This window comes from Paraburkholderia sp. (assembly GCF_050742655.1).
GTDB lineage: Bacteria > Pseudomonadota > Gammaproteobacteria > Burkholderiales > Burkholderiaceae > Paraburkholderia.
In genome coordinates this window covers 72,146-91,580 of the sequence record NZ_JBOIGG010000009.1, presented here as the reverse complement: position 1 = coordinate 91,580, position 19,435 = coordinate 72,146, and the positions used below count along the sequence as shown (strand labels likewise).

17 protein-coding genes and 2 pseudogenes are annotated in these 19,435 nt (G+C 64.2%); 11 read left to right on the top strand and 8 right to left on the bottom strand.

Going from position 1 to position 19,435, the window contains the following annotated elements:
• Window positions 1-87: 87 nt before the first annotated feature.
• Window positions 88-528, bottom strand: coding sequence for a CBS domain-containing protein (locus tag ACREXZ_RS14715; protein ID WP_431764819.1), 441 nt, complete (start codon window positions 526-528; stop codon window positions 88-90).
• Window positions 529-781: 253 nt separating this feature from the next.
• On the opposite strand from ACREXZ_RS14715, the gene ribA reads away from it, so the two are divergent.
• Both ribA and ACREXZ_RS14705 read left to right on the top strand, forming a co-directional pair.
• On the top strand, window positions 782-1,426 hold the full coding sequence (gene ribA, locus ACREXZ_RS14710; RefSeq protein ID WP_431764818.1) for a GTP cyclohydrolase II: 645 nt from the start codon (window positions 782-784) through the stop codon (window positions 1,424-1,426).
• A gap of 213 nt (window positions 1,427-1,639) precedes the next feature.
• Complete coding sequence (locus ACREXZ_RS14705) at window positions 1,640-2,590, top strand: NAD(P)/FAD-dependent oxidoreductase (RefSeq protein ID WP_431764817.1); 951 nt, start codon at window positions 1,640-1,642, stop codon at window positions 2,588-2,590.
• An 81-nt stretch (window positions 2,591-2,671) separates the two neighbouring features.
• On the opposite strand, the gene ACREXZ_RS14700 is transcribed toward ACREXZ_RS14705, so the two are convergent.
• Both ACREXZ_RS14700 and ACREXZ_RS14695 read right to left on the bottom strand, forming a co-directional pair.
• Window positions 2,672-2,857, bottom strand: coding sequence for a hypothetical protein (locus tag ACREXZ_RS14700; RefSeq protein WP_431764816.1), 186 nt, complete (start codon window positions 2,855-2,857; stop codon window positions 2,672-2,674).
• Window positions 2,858-2,868: 11 nt separating this feature from the next.
• Complete coding sequence (locus tag ACREXZ_RS14695; protein ID WP_431764815.1) at window positions 2,869-3,795, bottom strand: NAD(P)H-binding protein; 927 nt, start codon at window positions 3,793-3,795, stop codon at window positions 2,869-2,871.
• A gap of 208 nt (window positions 3,796-4,003) precedes the next feature.
• On the opposite strand from ACREXZ_RS14695, the gene ACREXZ_RS14690 reads away from it, so the two are divergent.
• On the top strand, window positions 4,004-4,951 hold the full coding sequence (locus ACREXZ_RS14690) for a helix-turn-helix domain-containing protein (protein ID WP_431764814.1): 948 nt from the start codon (window positions 4,004-4,006) through the stop codon (window positions 4,949-4,951).
• A 204-nt stretch (window positions 4,952-5,155) separates the two neighbouring features.
• Here the strand turns inward: ACREXZ_RS14690 and ACREXZ_RS14685 are convergent, their stop codons facing one another.
• Window positions 5,156-7,636, bottom strand: coding sequence for a GcvT family protein (locus ACREXZ_RS14685; RefSeq protein ID WP_431764813.1), 2,481 nt, complete (start codon window positions 7,634-7,636; stop codon window positions 5,156-5,158).
• 184 nt (window positions 7,637-7,820) lie between these two features.
• On the opposite strand from ACREXZ_RS14685, the gene ACREXZ_RS14680 reads away from it, so the two are divergent.
• The 8 genes and pseudogenes from ACREXZ_RS14680 (at window position 7,821) to ACREXZ_RS14645 (ending at window position 16,253) form a co-directional block, all read left to right on the top strand.
• Complete coding sequence (locus ACREXZ_RS14680) at window positions 7,821-8,618, top strand: DeoR/GlpR family DNA-binding transcription regulator (protein ID WP_431764812.1); 798 nt, start codon at window positions 7,821-7,823, stop codon at window positions 8,616-8,618.
• Window positions 8,619-9,114: 496 nt separating this feature from the next.
• A complete protein-coding gene (locus ACREXZ_RS14675) occupies window positions 9,115-9,276 on the top strand; it encodes a hypothetical protein (RefSeq protein WP_431764811.1) in 162 nt (53 codons plus the stop codon).
• 12 nt (window positions 9,277-9,288) lie between these two features.
• Window positions 9,289-9,444: pseudogene (locus ACREXZ_RS14670) on the top strand (fimbria/pilus periplasmic chaperone); the annotation flags it as partial.
• A gap of 652 nt (window positions 9,445-10,096) precedes the next feature.
• A pseudogene (locus tag ACREXZ_RS14665) lies at window positions 10,097-10,432 on the top strand (hypothetical protein); the annotation flags it as partial.
• Between the two features lie 526 nt (window positions 10,433-10,958).
• Window positions 10,959-11,657, top strand: a complete 699-nt coding sequence (locus ACREXZ_RS14660) for a response regulator transcription factor (RefSeq protein WP_431764970.1) — start codon at window positions 10,959-10,961, stop codon at window positions 11,655-11,657.
• A 14-nt stretch (window positions 11,658-11,671) separates the two neighbouring features.
• The gene (locus ACREXZ_RS14655) at window positions 11,672-13,081 is read left to right on the top strand and encodes a FecR family protein (RefSeq protein WP_431764810.1); all 1,410 of its coding nucleotides are present in this window, start codon (window positions 11,672-11,674) and stop codon (window positions 13,079-13,081) included.
• 22 nt (window positions 13,082-13,103) lie between these two features.
• The gene (locus ACREXZ_RS14650; protein WP_431764809.1) at window positions 13,104-15,566 is read left to right on the top strand and encodes a CHASE2 domain-containing protein; all 2,463 of its coding nucleotides are present in this window, start codon (window positions 13,104-13,106) and stop codon (window positions 15,564-15,566) included.
• A 30-nt stretch (window positions 15,567-15,596) separates the two neighbouring features.
• Window positions 15,597-16,253: a DUF4136 domain-containing protein gene (locus ACREXZ_RS14645; protein ID WP_431764808.1), complete on the top strand. Its 657-nt coding sequence runs from the start codon at window positions 15,597-15,599 to the stop codon at window positions 16,251-16,253.
• A gap of 24 nt (window positions 16,254-16,277) precedes the next feature.
• Here the strand turns inward: ACREXZ_RS14645 and bluB are convergent, their stop codons facing one another.
• Genes bluB through ACREXZ_RS14625 form a run of 4 tightly spaced genes read right to left on the bottom strand, consistent with a single transcriptional unit; the run spans window position 16,278 to window position 19,354 of the window.
• Window positions 16,278-16,955, bottom strand: coding sequence for a 5,6-dimethylbenzimidazole synthase (gene bluB / locus ACREXZ_RS14640; protein WP_431764807.1), 678 nt, complete (start codon window positions 16,953-16,955; stop codon window positions 16,278-16,280).
• Entirely contained in the window at window positions 16,939-18,264 is a 1,326-nt protein-coding gene (locus ACREXZ_RS14635; protein WP_431764806.1) for a cobyrinate a,c-diamide synthase, read from the bottom strand. The genes bluB and ACREXZ_RS14635 overlap by 17 nt, the downstream gene beginning before the upstream one ends.
• Window positions 18,265-18,267: 3 nt before the next feature.
• Window positions 18,268-18,840 carry a cob(I)yrinic acid a,c-diamide adenosyltransferase gene (gene cobO / locus ACREXZ_RS14630; protein WP_431764805.1) on the bottom strand — a complete coding sequence of 191 codons (573 nt, stop codon included), beginning with the start codon at window positions 18,838-18,840 and terminating at the stop codon, window positions 18,268-18,270.
• Window positions 18,743-19,354: a cobalamin biosynthesis protein gene (locus ACREXZ_RS14625; protein WP_431764804.1), complete on the bottom strand. Its 612-nt coding sequence runs from the start codon at window positions 19,352-19,354 to the stop codon at window positions 18,743-18,745. Before ACREXZ_RS14625 ends, cobO begins: the two co-directional genes overlap by 98 nt.
• Window positions 19,355-19,435 lie beyond the last annotated feature (81 nt).

The following is a 19,435-nucleotide window of genomic DNA, read 5'->3' as shown; positions in this document are numbered from 1 at the left end:
CAACCGTCATGGCTTGGGCTTTTTTTGCTGCATCTGGCATGCAGTGGCAGCGGAAAATCGGTCGATTGGTCGTTGTAGCAGCGCCGCTCAGGTGTGTTCGCCGTTGATGTACTGCTCGAGCTGCTGGATCGTGAATCGCTGCTCGGCGATGATGTTCTTCACCAGATCGCCGATCGATACCATCCCCACCAGTTTCTCCTGATCGATGACCGGCAGATGACGCATCCGGTGGTCGGTCATCAGCGCCATGCATTCGTCGGTGGTCTGGTCGAGCCGCACGAAGCGCACGGCCTTGCTCATGATGTCCCGCACTGGCGTTTCCTTCGACGACCGCTCCATCAGCACGACCTTGCGCGCGTAGTCGCGCTCGGTGACGATGCCGACGATCGCGTCGCCGTCGGTGACGATCAGCGCGCCGATCTGCCGCTCGGCCATCTGGCTGATCGCGTTGTACACCGAGTCCGATGCGGCAATCGTAAAGACACTATGGTCCTGCTTCGACTTGAGTACCTGGGCAACGCTAGTCATGGAGCGGCTCCGTTTTCGCAGTGCAGCACGCCAGCGTGTGACGCGCCGTTGTGAGGACAGACGGCTCAAGTATAGGCGGCAGCGGCGCGCGCGTCGCGTACCTTGAGGCATGGGCCGCGCGTGCCGGCGATGCGGGCGATCGATTAGCGGTACACTCCAGTTCCCAACGTTACCCCGCGACGTCATCCGGTTACCAGGGTCACCAGGTTGATCGGCCGTGCGCCGGTTTATGTCCGCTTCGCCATTCAACGCCATGCCCACGTCTCACGATCCGTCGTCCCCGGACTGCTCCACCGGCGAATGCGTCGTTCTCGATGCGACCGCCACACTCCCCACACGCTACGGCACCTTCAAGTCGTACGTGTTTCGCGTCACGGACGGCGGCGCCGAACATCTCGCGCTCGTGATGGGCGACATCGAGAACCAGCAGTCGGTATTGACGCGTCTGCATTCCGAATGCCTGACCGGCGACGTGTTCGGCTCGTATCGCTGCGAATGCGGCGAACAGCTCGATCTCGCGCTGCGCCACATCGCGGCCGAAGGCTGCGGCGTGCTGCTCTATCTGCGTGGACACGAGGGGCGCGGTATTGGCCTCAGTAACAAGATCCGCGCGTATGCGCTGCAGGAGCAGGGGCGCGACACGGTCGAGGCGAATCTCGATCTCGGTCTGCCCGACGATGCACGCGAATACGATTCGGCCGCGGGCATCCTGCGGCTGCTGAAGGTCACGTCGGTGCGGCTGATGAGCAATAATCCGAAGAAATTCGATTCGCTCGTGAAGCACGGCATTCCGGTGTGCGAACGGGTCGCGCTCGCGATCCCGATGCGCGACGAAAACGAGCGCTACGTCCGCACCAAGCAGGCCAAGTTCGGCCACTACTTCGACGAAAACGAATAACGCGTCCCGGTGCGGCGTTCCTTGCATTGAAGACGCGCGTTTCCGCCAGCGCTTTGCCGGACACTCAACGATCTCACCGCGCCGTTCGAACAGGTACCTGCGTTCGTGTAACCGCTCCATCGTTCGCGTGTAGACCAACATCCCACCCCCGCTGTCCCTACGATGGGTTATCCGGTGCCCGATGCAGGGCGACCGTTCCTGGTGAGGGATCAAATGATGGAAGACGCGGTGATCGTTGGTGGCGGCCCCGCCGGAGTGGCATGTGCGCTATGGCTGCATCAACTCGGGTTACGGGTCATGTTGCTCGAGGCTGGCCCGACTGTCGGCGGGCTGCAGTTACGCAGTCCCTATATGAACAGATGGATTCCCGGCGTGCTCGGGCAGTCCGGGCAACAGGTCGCCGGGCTTTTGCAGGAACAGTTGTGCGCCGCATCGGTTCCGCACACCGTCGGTTTCAAGGTCACTTCGATTCGTCGTGCAGACGCCTTCACCTCCTGGGAAGTTTCAAACGGCTCCAGGATGTACCGCGCGCGCCATGTTGTCATTGCGACCGGCTCGAAACCGCGTCGAGCGGGGTTCGTGGAATCGGAATGCGTCGGAATTGGGCCCGGTATGTCGATGGAGAGAATCCCGGTTAAAGGTCGCCGGGTGGCGATCCTCGGGGGCGGTGACAATGCATACGATCAGGCGGACTCTGCGATGCGCCGTGGGGCGGCCTGCGTGGACATCTACTGTCGCCGCCCGCCGCAGGCGCAACCGCTTCTGCAGCGCCTGATCGATGCGCGACACGTCCATGTCGGACCGTTCGATGCCGATCAGGCTCGCATGACAGTCAACGGGATCTCCTACGATGTGCTGGGCGTTCAGTTTGGCTTCGACGCCTGCATTCCCGGAGGCCTCGACATCCCTCTGCGAAAAGGCTGCATCGTTGTCGACCAGCAAGGCGCAGTATCGTCATTGCCACGCATCTATGCGGCAGGCGAAGTGACGAACTATTGGCATCCTTGCGTCACTACCTCATTTGCACAAGGCATTCAGGTAGCAAAGTCCATTCAGACCAACGTAATGGCCGACGAGGCCGAAAACTCCCGCAACGCCTCTCAGCGCATCCAGCCACTTCGAGTGGATCTCACGCAGGAGACCCTGCAGGCTGTCGAAATATAGGTGCTATGTCGTCGTCGCCTTGATTGCTTCGAATAGCTCCTGGGCCTATCACGCCGTTCTATTGAGCGCGGCCGGCAAGCGTTAGTGGTACGTGAAGTCGTCGTTGCTGTCGGGAATTGCGTTCAGCATGTCGCGCAACCCATACCAGCCGACGATACCGGCCATGCTCAACAAGATTGCGAACAGCGTGCACCAGCGAGAACGGTCGGTTGGACGACGCATCGGCTGCGAAGTTGACGCGATGCGCAGCAGCGGACAGGTGGGCATCGATGTCTCCGTTAGCGGGTGGGTTGTGCTGGCGCATCGTGTGCAACGTGCGGCACGAGCGCAGCGAACACATCGGCCAGATCTGTCGTGCCGAAGTACCGCTCGGTCGCACCGTGCTCGATGTCGATTCGCCCCGCGTTGTGCGCGTCGTACAGATCGACGATCAGTTGCGTGTGCTCGTCGCTGAGGCCGGCTTGCCGCAGCGTCGCGGTCCATGTGTCGCGCGGCAGTTCGAGGGCATGGATGGAGCGGCCCAGTGCTGCGCCCAATGCATGCGCGACGTCGTGAGCGTCGACGCGCCGCGGTCCTTCGACGCTGACGATCCGCAGCGAGCATGCATCGCGCGGCGCCATCATCAGTTCGGCTGCCAACCCGCCGACGTCCTGCGCGGCGACGGTCGGAAAGCGTTTGGTCAACGGATGATGCAGGCTCGGCAGACGATTCATCGCAATAGCGGCGGGCATGATGCGCGCCCAGTTATGCATGTGCTCGGCGGCACGCAGCAGGATCAGATGTGTGTGCAGGCCCGCGAGCGGTTTCAGACTCGCTTCGAGTTCATGAAACAGCAACGTGATGCCGCTGCCGTGCTCCAGTTCCGCCCCATAGTCCGATAGCGCGAGCAGGATCTTAGGCGGGTGCCGGCTCAACGCTTCCGCGGCAGCCGCGAGGGTTTCGCGCATCGTGCGTGCGGGATGCGGATCGTCGTGCGGCACTGGGCACAGCATCTGTACCGCGGTCGCGCCTTGCAGCGCTGCTCCGATCGCGTGCGCGTCGCGCAGGTCCGCGAACGCGACGTCGCAGCCATCCTGTTCGAACGATTCGCGTTGCCGAACATCACGCCCGTCACGCATGACCGCGCGTACCGCCTGCCCGGCGTGGCGCAGCGCGGCAATGCTGGCGCGTCCCACCGGTCCATTCGCTCCGAAGATCACGTACACAGTCGCTCCTTGCCGGGTCCCGTATGGCCGGCGATACGGCGATCGTAGGCGCAGCCGGAAGGGATCGCGCGCAGCCGAGGATCGCGTTGCGCAGATCCGGATGACAATTTTTGCAGGACTCAGACGCAGCGCCGCAGCGGCGTCATGCAGAGCGAATCGAAACAACGCACAATGCTTGCAGATTCGACTTCCTGACCAGGGACACGCGATGACTTCAACAACCTCACCCGCACCCGATGCATTCTCCTATGCGGGCCCCCGCGCGAGCCTCCGTTCCAGCGCGGGTCGTGGATGGAAGGGCTTCGGTGCCGAACTGCTCGCGATTCCCGCGGGCGTTCATCGCGTTCCCGCGAGCCTGCATCATCGCGTGGGCGTACACGTCGGCACGCCCATCAAGGCACGTTGTTCGTGCAGTGGCCAGCGTTTCGTGCGAATTCAGGCGCACGGCGACGCGGACGTGATTCCGGCCGGTCACGACGGTGAATGGACCGACGAGGCGGACTGCACGATCCTGCGCATCTGGATCGGCGGCGAGTTCGCGAAGACCACGTTCGAACAACTCGGCGTGAAGCCGTCGCATGCGCGGATCGAACCGCACTTTCAACTTCGCGATCCGCGTTTTCAGCATCTCGCATGGGCACTGCGCGCCGAGCTCGAGGCAGACGAAAAATCCGATCCGCTGTATGCGGAGAGCTTGTGCACGGCGATGATCGTACGCTTGACGCAGGGCGCATCGGCGCTCGTCGACAAACGTCGCACGCTCGCGCCGCGCATGGCGGCACGCGTGATCGATTATGTCGAGAGTCACCTCGATCAACGTCTCACGCTGACCGAACTGGCCGCGCTCGCGGAACTGAGCGTGCCGCATTTCAAGGTGCTGTTTCGCGAGACGCTCGGCATGCCGGTGCATCGCTATGTGATCGAACGGCGCGTCGAACGTGCGCGTCTGCTGCTATTGCAGGGCCGGTTGAGTGCGAGCCAGGTCGCGCTCGAAACAGGCTTCGCGCATCAGAGTCACATGGCGCACTGGATGAACCGGTTGCTCGGTGTGACACCGCGCGAACTCGCCCGTTCATCGGCACATGCGATGCTCATTGCAGAGCCCGTGAACGACAGTGGCGACGAGTTGAAGCGGCGTTTGCCGCACACGCGTTAAGCAGTTTGCGTGTGAGGCGCAGTGCATGCGTCTGGAGTCCGCGCGGTATTGCCGCTGCCACTGTTTTCAGTGCTGAATACGCGAACTTTGCACCGGAGACCGTCGGATGCCTGAAACGAAACGAGCGACGAAAATTACGAACCCCGCGGACGCGTTGCGTGCACAGTCGCTGGATCGCGGGGCGACGAACTGAGTGTGGCCGGCCTAGTTTTTCACACGTAGCGAACGCGGATCGTAGGGTGCCTTCAGATGAATCGACGCCGGCAACTGTTCGCCCGCGACGTCGATCGTATAGCGACCGGCGGTGAGCCATGCGGCGTCGACGGCGCCGTCCGTGCGTCCGACGTAACCCATCGCGACCGGGCAGCCCAGCGAGTGCCCGTATGCCGCCGAACTCACGAAGCCGACCGGTGCGCCGTTGCGCAGGATCGCTTCGCTGCCCCACAACATGCGGTCGGTTGCGCCATCGGCTGTCAGTACAACCATCCGGCGGCGCAGCGGTTCGTCGCGTAGCTTGAGAAGCGCGTCGCGACCGCGAAACGGAATCGCCTTGTCGAGCTTGCACGCGAACGCGAGGCCCGCTTCGAACGGGTTCGTGTCCGGTGTGAGTTCGCGGCCCCACGCGCGATAACCCTTCTCGATACGCAGCGAATCGATCGCATAGTAGCCGCCGTCGACGAGCCCGAACGGTTTGCCTGCTGCGTGCAGCGTCTCGTACACGCCCACCGCGAATTCGACCGGCACATACAGCTCCCAGCCGAGTTCGCCGACATACGTGAGACGCGTTGCGCGCACGGTCGCGTAACCGATGTCGACTTCGCGGCTCTGGCCGAATGCGAACGCTTCATTGCTCCAGTCGGCTTTCGATACGCTCTGTAGTAGCGCGCGCGAATGCGGGCCCATCACGGCGAGTACGGCGTACTGTCCGGTCACGTCGACGATCGTGCAACGACTATCTGGAGGGATCAGCTTCTCGAGCGTGTCGAGATCGCGTGTGGTCTGTGCTGAGCCGGTGACGATCAGGTACTGGTCGTCGGCGAGACGGGTCAGCGTGAAGTCGGATTCATAGGTGCCGCGCTCGTTCAGCAGACCCGAGTAGACCGTCGTGCCTGGTGGCACGGCGACGTCGTTCGCGACGATCGACTGCAGCACGCTCTCGGCATCGCGGCCTTTCACGAGCAGCTTGGAGAACGACGTCATGTCGAACAGCGCGACGCCTTCGCGGCACGCGCGATGCTCGGCGCCACTCCACGGCAGCCAGTTCTGCTCGCCGAATGCGTAATCGATGTGCGCCTGGGCAGGGTCCGGCGCAAAAAAGTTCGCGCGCTCCCAGCCCATCTTGCTGCCGAAACAGGCGCCCTCGTCGCGCAGCAGCGCGTAGAGCGGCGAGCGACGGAACGGACGCGCGGAATCGAGTTCGCGGTTCGGCCACGGCATCGCGTAGTGCAGGCCGAGTGTTTCTTTCACGCGATCGTGCAACCACGTGTCGTTGCCGTTGAAACGCGCGAAACGACGAATGTCGACGGGCCACAGATCCATCGTCGGTTCGCCCGCAACGATCCACTCGGCGAGTGCCATGCCCGCGCCGCCGGCGGACGCGATGCCCATCGAGTTGAAGCCCGCACCGACGAAGAAGTGCCGTAATTCGGGCGCTTCGCCGAGGATGAAATTGTTGTCCGGCGTGAACGATTCCGGGCCGTTGTAGAACTGCCGGATCTCCGCGGTTTCGAGTGCGGGCACGCGCTGCAGCGCGTTCTGCATCAGGATTTCGAACTGGTCCCAGTCGTCGGGCAGCAGCTGGAACTCGAAGTTTTCCGGAATGCCTTGCATGCCCCATGGTTTTGCATCGGGTTCGAAGCCGCCCATTACGAGGCCACCCACTTCTTCCTTGAAGTAGATATAGCCGTCGGGGTCGCGCATCACGGGCAGATCGCGATGCACGCCGGCGATGCGTCCGGTGACGATGTAGTAGTGCTCGGCCGAATGCAGCGGCACCGTGACGCCGCACAGACGGCCCAGCGCTTTCGCCCACTGGCCCGCGCAATTGACGACGATCTCCGCGTCGAGCGTGCCTTCGTCGCCGTCCTTGTTGCGCCACGCGAGCCCGCATGCTTCGCGGCCGTGCGCGCCTGCACGTGTGTGGATTGCCGTGACCCGCGTGTTCTCGACAATCCGTGCTCCGCCGGTGCGTGCGCCGCGTGCGAGCGCCTGTGTGAGATCGGTCGGATTCGCCTTGCCGTCACCAGGCAGCCATACCGCGCCGAGCAGATCGTCGGTGCGCATCGCGGGCCACAGATCGCCGGCTGCCTGTGGGCCGATCACGTCGCAGTCGACGCCGTACGCGCGTGCGACGGCGGCCGTGCGTTTGAGCTGCGTCATCCGCTCGGCCGTGCGTGCAACCGACAGCGAACCGCATTGCTTCCAGCCCGTGCCGAGGCCGGTTTCCGCTTCGAGCTGGGCATATAGCGACGTCGAGTAGCGGATCAGCTTCGTCATGCTCTCCTGTGCGCGCAACTGTCCAACGAGACCCGCTGCATGCCACGTAGTCCCGCACGACAGTTGACCTTGTTCGATCAGCACGACGTCGGTCCAGCCCAGCTTCGTCAGGTGATAGGCGACCGAGCACCCGACGATGCCTCCGCCGACGATCGCTACGCGGGTGTGCTGTGGAAGAGTCGTTGGCATGAAAGTCTCGCAGGAGGGAGGGCGAACAGGGGGGGAGGACAAGCCGTAGAATGCAACATAAAGCCACAAAAAACAACATAATAATTGGATATTGTTTGGCTTTTGTTGGATATGTGTGGGAGTTAACTGGTGGATGGGGATGGTCTTTGATAGACTCCGCGCCATCCAGCCACGAGTCATCGCGATGTTCACGACGCCCCGCCAGACCGAAATCATGCGCATCGTGCGCGCGAAACAGACCTGCACGGTCGCCGAACTCGCGCAGTTGTTCGCGGTGTCCGACGAGACGGTGCGCCGTACCGTCAAGCCGTTGATCGCCGACGGTCTGCTGGTGAAGGTGCACGGCGGCGTAATGCTGCCCGACCGACTCGACGAGCCGCCGTTCCAGCGCCGGCTGCTCGAGCAGCGCGACGCGAAGCAGATCGTCGCTGCGCGCGTAGGCGAACTCGTGCGGGACGGCGACTCGCTGATTCTCGACAGCGGCACGACCTGCGTGCATATCGCCGACGCACTGTGCACACGCTCGCGACTGACGGTGGTGACCAATTCCGTGGAGATCGCGCGTACGCTCGCGCCACGCAACGGCAACCGGGTATTCGTCGCGGGCGGCGAACTGCGCGCCGACGATCTGTCCGCGATCGGCGACGACGTGCTCACGTTCATCCGGCGCTTTCACGTGCGCTTCGCGGTGGTGTCGGTGACCGCGATCGATTCCGACGGGCGCTTCATGGATGCGCAACCGTCGGATGTTGCATATTCGCTCGCCGCGTTCGCGCAGGCGGAGCGACGCGTCGTCGCCGCAGATCATGCAAAGTTCGGACATAGCGCGCTCGTGCATGCATTCGGCCCGACCGACATCGATCTGCTCGTCACCGACGAAGCGCCGCCTCCTGCGATTGCCCGCGCGTTTACCGAGGCGGGGCTGGAGGTGCGTGCGGGGCGTCCGTCCGCTGCGCCGGGTGAGGGTGTCTCGATCGCATGAGCGCTCGCCGCAGGGGCGGCGTTGCTCCTCGCATGCGGTTGCTTGCCGGGCATCCCCGGCTGCTTTCTTCACGTTTCGCACGCACGCAACGTCGGCTTCGACGCATCGCGTGATCGCTGCGCCAGCCGTTTTCCGCCCAGGCGCATTCCTCGCAAAGTCCCGCCCAGCTTGCTTGTGCACGGACGACGTCGACGTTCGTCGTGATCGTCGGAGCTCGTGTGGGCGCCACCGCTGACATTTCTTAACATTTGAATCGACCGAATTTAACCATTGCTGACAGTGGCCTCCCTCCGATATCTCGAAAATGCACTCAGACGCCAGACCGTGATGAACGGCACGGCAACGACCAACACAGATATGCCGGCGATCGATTCGAATCTGCCGGGACGGTCAATCGCTACGGGGCGGTTGCCGGCGCCGCCGAGGGCGTCGACGGTCGAGAGGAAAAGCAAGAGCGGATTTCAGTCCGCCGGGTACTTCGGGAAGTGAAGAAGCGGTGCGAAAGATCCTGATGGCGGCGACAGCGGCGATTGTGATGTCGTTGGGCATGAGCGGCGCCCTGGCGGGCGTGACGATCGACGGAACACGGGCGCTCTTCGAGGGCGGAGCAGCCGAGGTGACCGTCAGGCTCGGCAACGATGGTGATCTGCCGGCATGAGTTCAGGTATGGCTCGATAGGGAGAATCCGAATGCAATGCCGGACAAATCAAAAGTGCCTTTCACACTGTCGCCGCCGCTTTTTCGCCTCGACCCGAAGCGAAGCAGGAACCTGCGGTCTGTTCGAACGCAGGGTGCACTACCGGCAGACCGCGAATCGCCGCTCTGACTCAACGTCGCTGCACGACCGCCGTAGAACCACGGCGCAGCGACTACGGATGCGGATCGCGGCACAGCGCAGTCATTGCGCCGCTCGCGGATCAGACTGGTTTTTCGACCAGCGGGTCTGTCCGGCGACACGGTCGCCGCAGGCACGGGCGTCGCGTGGAAGTTCGTCAGGAAGGAGTGCGGCGGTTATGCACTTGGGGCGATCAACCCGACGCCTCGCTACGTAGCGTTGGGCCTCATGACGACGCAGAAGTCGCACAGCAACCGGTAACGACAGAACAACGAAGCAACAACAAAGCAACGACGACGGGCACGGCATCATTCAGGGACGGGGCGGCGGGGCCATCCGGCGATCAGACCGGCGACAACAAAGCAAGGGAAGGGGCGCCCGCGAGAGCGGGCGCACGATTAACCAACGGGATCGCGACGGGACCAACCAGCAGGATGGCGGAGCGAAAGCGGTGTGGCACTGGCCGAGGCTACCCGACTGACAATCCTTAAACGATTTAATGGACGGCCCTTCTTATACTGGGCTACCGAATGTGAAGTCTTTGAAGATTCGACGCAAAGAGACTGGACGGCAACATACGAGAACCTCGTCGGGACGAGCAGCACGACCGTAGAGGACGTTGCCACTACGCAGAGAGCAACGGATGTTTTTCAGACCTGGCACGACCCGCCTTCCGTTCCGAACGAACGATCGGGCACGCAAGACTGGCCGACGCCTGCAGCGGATCGAACTGGATCCGGCCACGGACGCGCACGCGCGCGCTGCGATCGAGGCCTACGCGGATTCATGCGCGCTCGAGATGCCGTGGCTTGCCGAACTGTTGCGTGCATCGGCCGCGCGCGAGCACGGCGAGATCACGCATTGCGCAGCAACGACGATGCGTGTGTTCGTGCTGGCGCAGGAATGGGCCGCCGGGCAGCCTGACTACGCGCATGCGGCATGGGAGCACGTTCGTACACACCTCGATGCGGCGCTGCGCGCAAGACTGCAGGCCGATATGGATGCCGGTGTCGACGAGATTGACGCCGGTGAGGTCATCGCACCGGCGGGCGCCGATAGCGAAGCGCAACCGCTAGTAGCGGACACCGATCCGGAGAGACCGGCAGATCCATCGACGTCGCGCGACTAGGCGCAACACAAGAAACATCCGGTCCGCACAGCGCGGTCCGAACGAGCACGGCGACAGTCCGGGCCGGAACCTGAGAGAAATGGAAGTGAGGCTCGCCCGCGAGCCGCAACCGGATAGCGATATGTCGCCACCGGAAGGGGACAGCTGTTTTTCGACCAAGATGATCGCCCCGATCGCAAACACGAACACGGGCGGCATGCATGGCATGTCGCCCAGCGTTCAAGCTGTGTTGTTTGCCTTGCCTTGCCGTGCAGAAACGGAACAGGCGCGCGGGCGCTTCGTCGATGATCGATCAACTGCGTGGCCGGCGGTGCATCCAGCATCGGCCGGCCGCGACGCTGTCCAGATCGATGAACGATGTGCGATGCGGGGTGTTATGAGAATTGCAGTTCTGGATGACGATCCGGCTCAGGCCGATTTCGTATGCGAAACGCTGTCCACGGCGGGACACATCTGCCACGCGTTCGGTGAGGGCAAAGCGCTCGTGAAGCAGTTGCGGCGTCAGACGTTCGACCTGCTGGTGCTCGACTGGAACGTGCCCGACATGTCCGGCGACGAAGTGCTGCGCTGGGTCAGGCAGAGCCTGTCGGAGCGGCTACCCGTGCTGTTCATGACGAGCCGCAGCCGCGAGACCGACATCACCTCGATGCTCAACAGCGGCGCCGACGACTACGTCGTGAAGCCGGTACCGGGGAGCGTGCTGCTCGCGCGCGTCGGCTCGCTGCTGAGGCGTGCGTACCAGCTCAATCCAGCCGCGGCCAAAGAGGTGTTCGGCGAATTCGAGTTCGACATCGGCGCGAAGCAGGTGCAGGTCAAAGGCAAGTCGGTTGCGTTGACGCAGAAGGAATTCGAACTGGCCTTGCTGCTGTTCCAGCACCTGAGCCGGCCGCTATCGCGTGCGCACATTCTCGACGTCATCTGGAAGCAGGCCACTGAAATTCCGTCGCGCACCATGGATACCCACGTCTCGATGCTGCGAGCTAAACTCGGCTTGCGGCCTGAAAATGGCTACCGGCTCACGCCGATTTACGGGTATGGTTACCGCCTTGAGCGGATAGAGAAGGGGGATGCGTGATTAGTGGGCGAGCCGTGATTGCGACCGGATCCGTCGAGCGGGCACGACGGCGCCGCCGGGCATTGCCGTTCGCGCTGTCGTGTATCGTCGCGACACTCAGCTGGCTTTCCGTGCCGGCTGTCGCACAGAAGCACGTGCCGCGCGTCGCGCAGGCCACTACACCCTACGTGACCAGGGCCGGCGACACCCTCTATGAAATCGCCGCGCGCTATCTGCGCGATCCGGGCGACTGGACCGTGCTGAGCCGACTGAACCATCTGCCGCCGCCGCGTCGTCTGCCGGCGGGACTGCAAATACGTCTCCCGGTCGCGCTTCTAAAGCAGGAGCGGCTCTCCGCGCGAGTCATCGCCACCAGCGGGCCGGTCGAGCATGCGTTCGGCAACAGCCCGTTCACGCCGGTCACGACCGACATGGCGCTCGGCGAAGGCGATCGCGTCCGCACCGGTCCAAACGGTTTCGTCACGCTGGAACTTGCCGACGGCTCGCATCTGTCGGTACCGCAAAACAGTCAGATCGACATCGGCTCGCTGCGGCAGACCGTGTTGACCGGTGCGAACGACCGCGTGATCGACCTGAAGCACGGCGAAGTCGACAGCGAAGTCACCCACGCGACGAAGAAAGACGACCGCTTCCAGATCCGTTCGCCGTCGGTGGTGGCGGGGGTGCGCGGCACGAGTTTCCGGGTCAACTACGATCGCGATGTTCAATCGACTGCCGTCGAGGTGCTCGACGGCGCGGTTGGCGTCGACAGCGCGGCGACACCGCCGCGTGCGCCCGGCACACCATTGCAGGCGTCGTCGCAACTCGTCAACGCGCACTTCGGCAGCGTCACACATGCGAGCGGCGGCGTCGGCCAGCCGGTCGAACTGTTACCCGCACCGGCACTTGTCGATCCCGGCAAAATCCAGGATGCGAAGGACATTTCGTTCGACATCGCTCCTTCGAAAGATGCGCTCGGCTATCGCGTGCAGATCGCGCGCGACGCCGATCTGCTCGACATGATCCGTGATCAGCGTGCCACCGGGCCGAAGGCATCGTTCGACACGCTGCCCGACGGTACGTATTTCGTGCGTCTATCGGCGATCGATCCGAACGGACTGCAAGGTCTCCCGCAGGTCTACGCGTTCGAGCGCCGTCAGCTCGGCCTCACCGCAACGGCTGCGCAGCGCGCCGGTACGCGCGATTTCGAATTCCGCTGGTTCGTCAGCCGCAGCGGCGTACCGACGAAGTTCCGCTTCGTGCTCGCGAAGTCCGCCGATCTGCACGACCCGGTTGTCGATCGCACCGATCTGTCGTCCGGGCGGCTCGTCATCAGCGAACTGCCGAAGGGCGTCTATTACTGGACCGTGATCGCCGAGCAGTTCGAGAACGACAAGTTCTATGAAAAGGGCAGCTCTGTCCGCTCGTTCACCCTCGCGCGCTGATGCCGGCGCCGACGGGTCGCGCATGACGCTCGACCCGCGGTCCCGTCTCGGGCGCCCTGTGGGGCGCCGTTTTCTTTTCGAATGGCTCGGCGTCGGTTGCCTCGGCGTGATCGTCGTGCTATTTGGCGCCGTGTGGCATCTGACCAATGCGGTCGATCACCTCGTCTACGATCGTTTCCTCGCGTTCCGTGCGACGCCGGTGCTCGACAACGTGGTCGTCGTCGAGATCGACAACGCGAGCATCGCGCGGATCGGCCGCTGGCCGTGGCCGCGCGCCGTGCACGCGGAAGTACTCGAGCGGATCGCCGCGGCACGGCCGGCCGCGATCGTCTACGACGTACTGTTCACCGAGTCCTCGCCGGACGACGCGCGCTTTGCCCGCTCCATTGCCGCAAACCACACCTATCTGCCGATCCTGCTGAGCCCCGAAAGCGCCAATGGCACCCGCGACGTCGTGCGCCCCGTCGCGCCGCTCGAGCAGGCAGCAGCCGGAGTCGGCCACATCAATCTCGAAGTCGACAGCGACGGTATCGTGCGGAGCGTCGCGCTGTTCGAAGGCGACGCGCATTCTCACTGGCCGCAACTCACATTGCCGCTATGGCGCGCGATCGCGGACGGTACCGTGCCGCTTGCGCCGCCGCCGGGCCGCGCATGGCATGTGCCGGGCGCCCGTATCAACGACAGCAGCGAACAGCGTTTCCTGATTCCGTTCAGTCCACGCGCAGAAAGCTATCGCAAGGTGTCGTTTGCGAGCCTGCTGAACGGCGAGGTCTCGCCCGACGTACTGCGCGGCCGGATCGTGCTGATCGGTGCGACGGCGTCCGGTCTCTACGATCGCTTCGCGACGCCGGTGTCCGGCAAGCTTGGTCTGATGCCCGGTGTCTACATTCACGCGAACGTGCTCGACGCGCTGCTAACCGGCCGAACGATCGAGCCGACACGCGGCTGGCTGGTGTTCATCGTGTCGCTGGTGCCGCTCGGCGTGCTGCTTGCCGGCTTCCTCGTGCTGTCCCCGTTGCGTTCGCTGCTGCTGCTGGCTGGCCTGTGCGCAATCACAGTAGCAGGCAGCGCGGCACTGCTGTACGGCGCGCGCGTATGGGCGTCGCCGATGCCGGCCATCGTCGGCCTGATCGCCGTGTATCCGATCTGGAACTGGCGACGGCTCGAAATGACGATGTCGTATCTGCGCAAGGAACTGCAGCGCCTCGCCGACGAACCCTACCTCTTGCCCGGTACACCGCGCCGCAGCGCGGACTTCGGCGGCGATGCGCTCGAAAAGCACATGTCGCTGATGGCGCAGGCTGCGCAGCGCGTGCAGGACATGAAGCGCTTCGTATGGGACAGCCTCGACAGCGTGCCGGAGCCAATCCTCGTCAGCGACGTGGCGGGCGTCGTGCTGATCGCGAACCAGGCGGCGAAAGCGCATTTCGCGCGGCTTGCAGCACCGCTGCCCGAAGGCCGGTTGATCCGCGAAGTGTTTGGCGATCTGACCTACGTGAAGTCGATCGACGAAAGCGCGGATGTCGGCGGCTTCGCGCGCACGCACTGGCCCGCGCTGCTCGATCCCGCTCGGTCCGAGTTCGAAACGCTGATGGAAAAAGGCATCGAGGTGGCCGACCGCAACGGTCGCGACCATCTGCTGCGCTACGCGAAATGCACGAATGCGCAGGGCGAGGCGACCGGCTGGATCGCGGGGCTCGTCGACGTTACCGCGTTGCACGCGGCCGAGCGTCATCGCGAGGATGCGTTGCGGCTGCTGTCGCACGACATGCGTTCGCCGCAGGCGTCGATTCTCGCGCTGGTCGAGATCGAACGCGCGCGCATCGAGTCGGACCGGATGCGGGAACTGCTCGAGCGCATCGAGCGTTACGCGCAGCGCGCGTTGACGCTCGCTGACGACTTCGTGCAACTCGCGCGCGCGGAGTCGCAGAACTACGTGCTCGAACCGGTCAACTTCGGCGAGTTGCTGATCGACGCAAGCGACGAAGTGTGGCCGCAAGCGCACGCGAAACACATCCGCCTCGAAACCCGATTCCCCGACGAAGACCACGCCGACAACGAAAACGACGACGTCGGCGCCGACGCATGCTGGATCAGCGCCGACCGTTCGCTGATCACGCGCGCGCTCGTCAACATCCTGAACAATGCAGTCAAGTACAGTCCGCCCGATACGCAGATTCTCTGCACGGTCGAGCGCGTCGAGCCCGGCGCGGGACGTCGACCGCACGTTCAATGTACGATTCGCGATCAGGGCTACGGCATTCCGCTCGAACAGCAGGCAAAGCTGTTCGAGCGTTTTCACCGCTTTCACGAAGCAGAGCGTCCCGACATCGGTGGCGCGGGGCTCGGCATGGCGTTCGTGAAGACCGTCGTGACGCGGCATGGCGGCGACGTGTACGTCGACAGCGCGCCGGGCAACGGCACGGCGTTCACGCTGGTGTTGCCGGCGCTCGACGAGACAGGTGTGCCGTCCGATATCGGCTGACACAGGCCCCACTCTTACGGAGCGAACACTATGATGAATCTCGGGCCGATCCGCACCGCACTGCTGGTGGCAGGCTGCGCGGCCGCACTGGCGGGTTGCGCCGGCGTGAAGACCGACGTGCATGCGTCGACGTCAGCCACGTCGCTGCAGGGTGACAAGACCTACGCACTGACGCGGCTGCCATCGCAGCAGACGAGCCCCGCGTACCCGCAATACGCCGCGCTCGTCGAGGCGGAGCTTGCGAAGTACGGCTTCAACGCAACCGATATGGCACACACACGCTATCTGCTGTCGATTGCGTACGATACGCGGCCGGCCGCGATCGGCATCGCAGCCGGTGAGTGTGCGGATAGCGACGGGGCCGCTGCGTCGGAGAGCGCGGCGGTCGACGCGAACGCCGATTGCCGCACGCCGGGCGAATCGTCGTTCTCGCTGTTCGGCGGCACGACGTACCGCCACACGCTGACGCTGCGTTTCCTCGAACGGACGACCGGCCGCGAAGCCTACAAGGTCACGTCGACGACCCGCGATCGCGAGGCCGACGCGCAGCATGCTGTTCCGTATCTGGTGAAGAGTGCGCTCGCGAAATTTCCGTATGCGGATCATCCCGACTGGCAGGTGAAACTGCGCACGCAGGATGCGTCCAGTGCACCGGAAGTCGTGTCGGTCAAACCGGTCGAACGCTAGGACCAGCACTGGTTGAGGCGCGTTTCAGTCGTCCGCGCTTCCGGAATCTGCGGCGGCATTTGCGTCGGGCCAGTGGTTCTCGAATATGCAGTCAACGAGCGGCAGACGGGTCGCCCATCGTTCGGTCTCCAGCATCGGCTCGTCGTAAAACTCCGCGACGTGGCCGACGCACAGGATCGCCACCGGCTTCGCACCGGTTGGCATCCGCAGCAGCGCGGCGACCTCGCCGGCGTCGAACAGCGACACCCAGCCGAGCCCGATCCCTTCGGCGCGCGCAGCGAGCCACATGTTCTGGATCGCGCACGCAACCGACGCGAGGTCCATCTCCGGCAACGTACGCCGCCCGAACACGTGCTTCTCGCGACCGTCCATCAGCGCGACGACCAGCAGCTCGCCGCACTCGAGCATCCCTTCGACTTTCAGCTTCATGAACTCGTCGCGCCGCTTGCCGAGCGCATCGGCGGTATGCAGCCGTTCGCGTTCGACTGCGGCATGCAACGCGCCGCGCAGCACGGGATCGGTGATGCGGGCGATACGCCACGGCTGCATATAGCCGACGCTCGGTCCATGATGCGCGGCATCGAGGAGCCGTTGCAGCAACGCGGGGTCGACCGGCTCGCGCGTGAAGTGGCGCATGTCGCGCCGTTCGTAGATCGCGCGGTAGACGGCCGCGCGTTCGGGGTCGCTAAAAGGCTTCGCCATTGAAGAGCGCGGCCGCAAAAGCCGGGTTGGATGGCCAGTAGCCGTGCATGTAGGTCGCGACGATCGGGCCGGCACGGTACACCGGTTCGCCTGCCGCAGACTGGTCTTGCGCGCGGGTCGCGGTGAGCACGGGTTCGAGCGTCGTTGTCATCTGTGAATAGTGGAACGTGTGGCCCTTCAGCGTGCCGTGGGAGCCGTCCAACTGCTGCATGCCGAGCGCGGCGAGGCGCGTGCCGATCGTCGCGTGGCCGGGCAGCAGGCCGAGCATCGGCTGCGATGTACTGTCCTTGCCGGTCAGGCTATCGAGCAGATACAGCATACCGCCACATTCGGCGACGATGGTTTTTTTTGCTGTGGCATGCGCACGCACCGACGCGGCCGTGCGCGCGGCGGCGGCAAGCGTCGCCGCGTGCAGTTCCGGATAGCCACCGGGCAGGTACAGCGCGTCGGCGGCGGATGGCACGGGTTCGTCGGCGAGCGGCGAGAAGAAGCTCAGCTGTGCGCCGAGTGCGGCGAGCAGATCGAGGTTGGCCGGATAGATGAACGAGAACGCTGCATCGCGCGCGATTGCGATGTGCTTGCCGTCGAGCAAACCCGGCAGCGCCGCATGCGCGTTGCTCGTGTCGGTCGTGTTCCGGGGCGGTTCGAATTCGATCGCGGGCGGCAACGCGGCGAGCGCGGTGTCGGCGAGCGCATCGGCGGCATGGTCGAGCCGTGCGTCGAGGTCGCCGATCTCGTCGGCCTGCAGCAAGCCGAGATGCCGGTCGGGCAGTTCGACCGCCGTGTTTTTCGCGGTGTGTCCGAGCCACGCGATGTCGGACGGCAGCGCGTCCCTCAGCATCTGTGCATGCCGCGCCGACCCAACGCGATTCGCGAACACGCCATGAAACGGCACCTGCGGACGAAACCGCGCGAGCCCGAACGCGAGCGCACCGAATGTCTGCGCCATCGCGTTCGCGGAGATCACCGCGGCGACCGGCACGCCGAACGCTTCGGCCAGATCGGCGCTGCTCGGCGTCCCATCGAACAGTCCCATCACACCTTCGATCAGGATCAGATCCGCGTTCGCGGCCGCTTCGGCGAGCAGGCCGCGGCACGCATCTTCGCCGACCATCCACAGATCGAGCGAGCGCACCGGCGCGCCGCTTGCGCGCGCGAGAATCATCGGATCGAGAAAGTCCGGACCGGTCTTGAATACGCGTACACGCCGGCCGAGCCGCGCGTGATGACGCGCGAGACCGGCCGTGACGGTCGTCTTGCCCTGGCCCGATGCGGGTGCGCTAATAAAAAGCGCGGGACACGCAGGCATCGCTCAGAACTCCACGCCGGGTTGTGCCTTCACGTGCTGCTCGCGATACGGATGCTTGACGAGGCGCATCTCGGTGACGAGATCGGCGGCTTCGATCAATTCGTCGGGTGCATGACGGCCGGTTACGACGACGTGTACCGACTCGGGTCGAGCGGTCAGCACCGCGAGCACTTCGTCGAGCGGCAGGTAGTCGTACTTCAGCACGGTGTTCAGCTCGTCGAGGATCACCATCCGGTAGTCGCCGCTTTCGATCATCCGGCACGCTTCGGCCCAGCCCTTGCGCGCGGTCGCGATGTCGGCGTCGCGGTCCTGCGTGTTCCACGTATAGCCGTCGCCCATCGTGACGAAGTCGCAATGCGCGATCGCGCCGAGGAAGTCGCGCTCCGACGTATGCAGCGCGCCCTTGATGAACTGCACGACGCCGAGGCGCATGCCGTGGCCGAGCACGCGCACGGCCATGCCGAACGCCGCCGTGCTCTTACCCTTGCCGTTGCCGGTGTTGACGATCAGCAGGCCTTTCTCGATCGTCGCTGAGGCTTGTTTCTTTTCGTGTCCTTCGCGACGTCGCTGCGTCATGCGCTGATGCGATTCGGGATCGGTTTTCATCGGTTGGGTCCTGGTTTTGATTCTGGTCGGGAGAGTCGGGGAGGGCTGCCGCAAGCGGCGCGGCTGTTCGCTTGCCGAAGTAGACATCGCGGTTGTCGGATGCGAGCGCGACGGTGACACCGTCGCATGCGATCTTGCCGGCGATCAGTTGGCCATCGTGCGAGGCGAGCAATGCGCAGGGTTCGCACACGCCGTCGATGCCGAACCGTGCACGCACGATAGACGATGGCGCGGAAATAATGGAAGTACTTGAGAGGGCAGACGTGAACGCCGCAATCTGCTCGCGCGTGAACACCTGTAGCGGCAACGCGTGACGCTCGCAGAATGCGAGCAGGCCGGGCTCCTGCGCTTTTGCATCGATGGTGGCGATCGCGCGCACGTCGGTAAGAAGACGGCCCCCAAGCGCCACGTGCAACGCCGCGTCGATCTGCTCAGCCGACACGCCGCTGCGGCATCCAATGCCTGCGATCAGGTGTGCGTTCACGCCGTGCCTCCAATGCGCGTGGCCATGATAGCGACAGGCATCGCGATGTCACCCGGCTCAGACGCATGCCGCGCAGTCGGA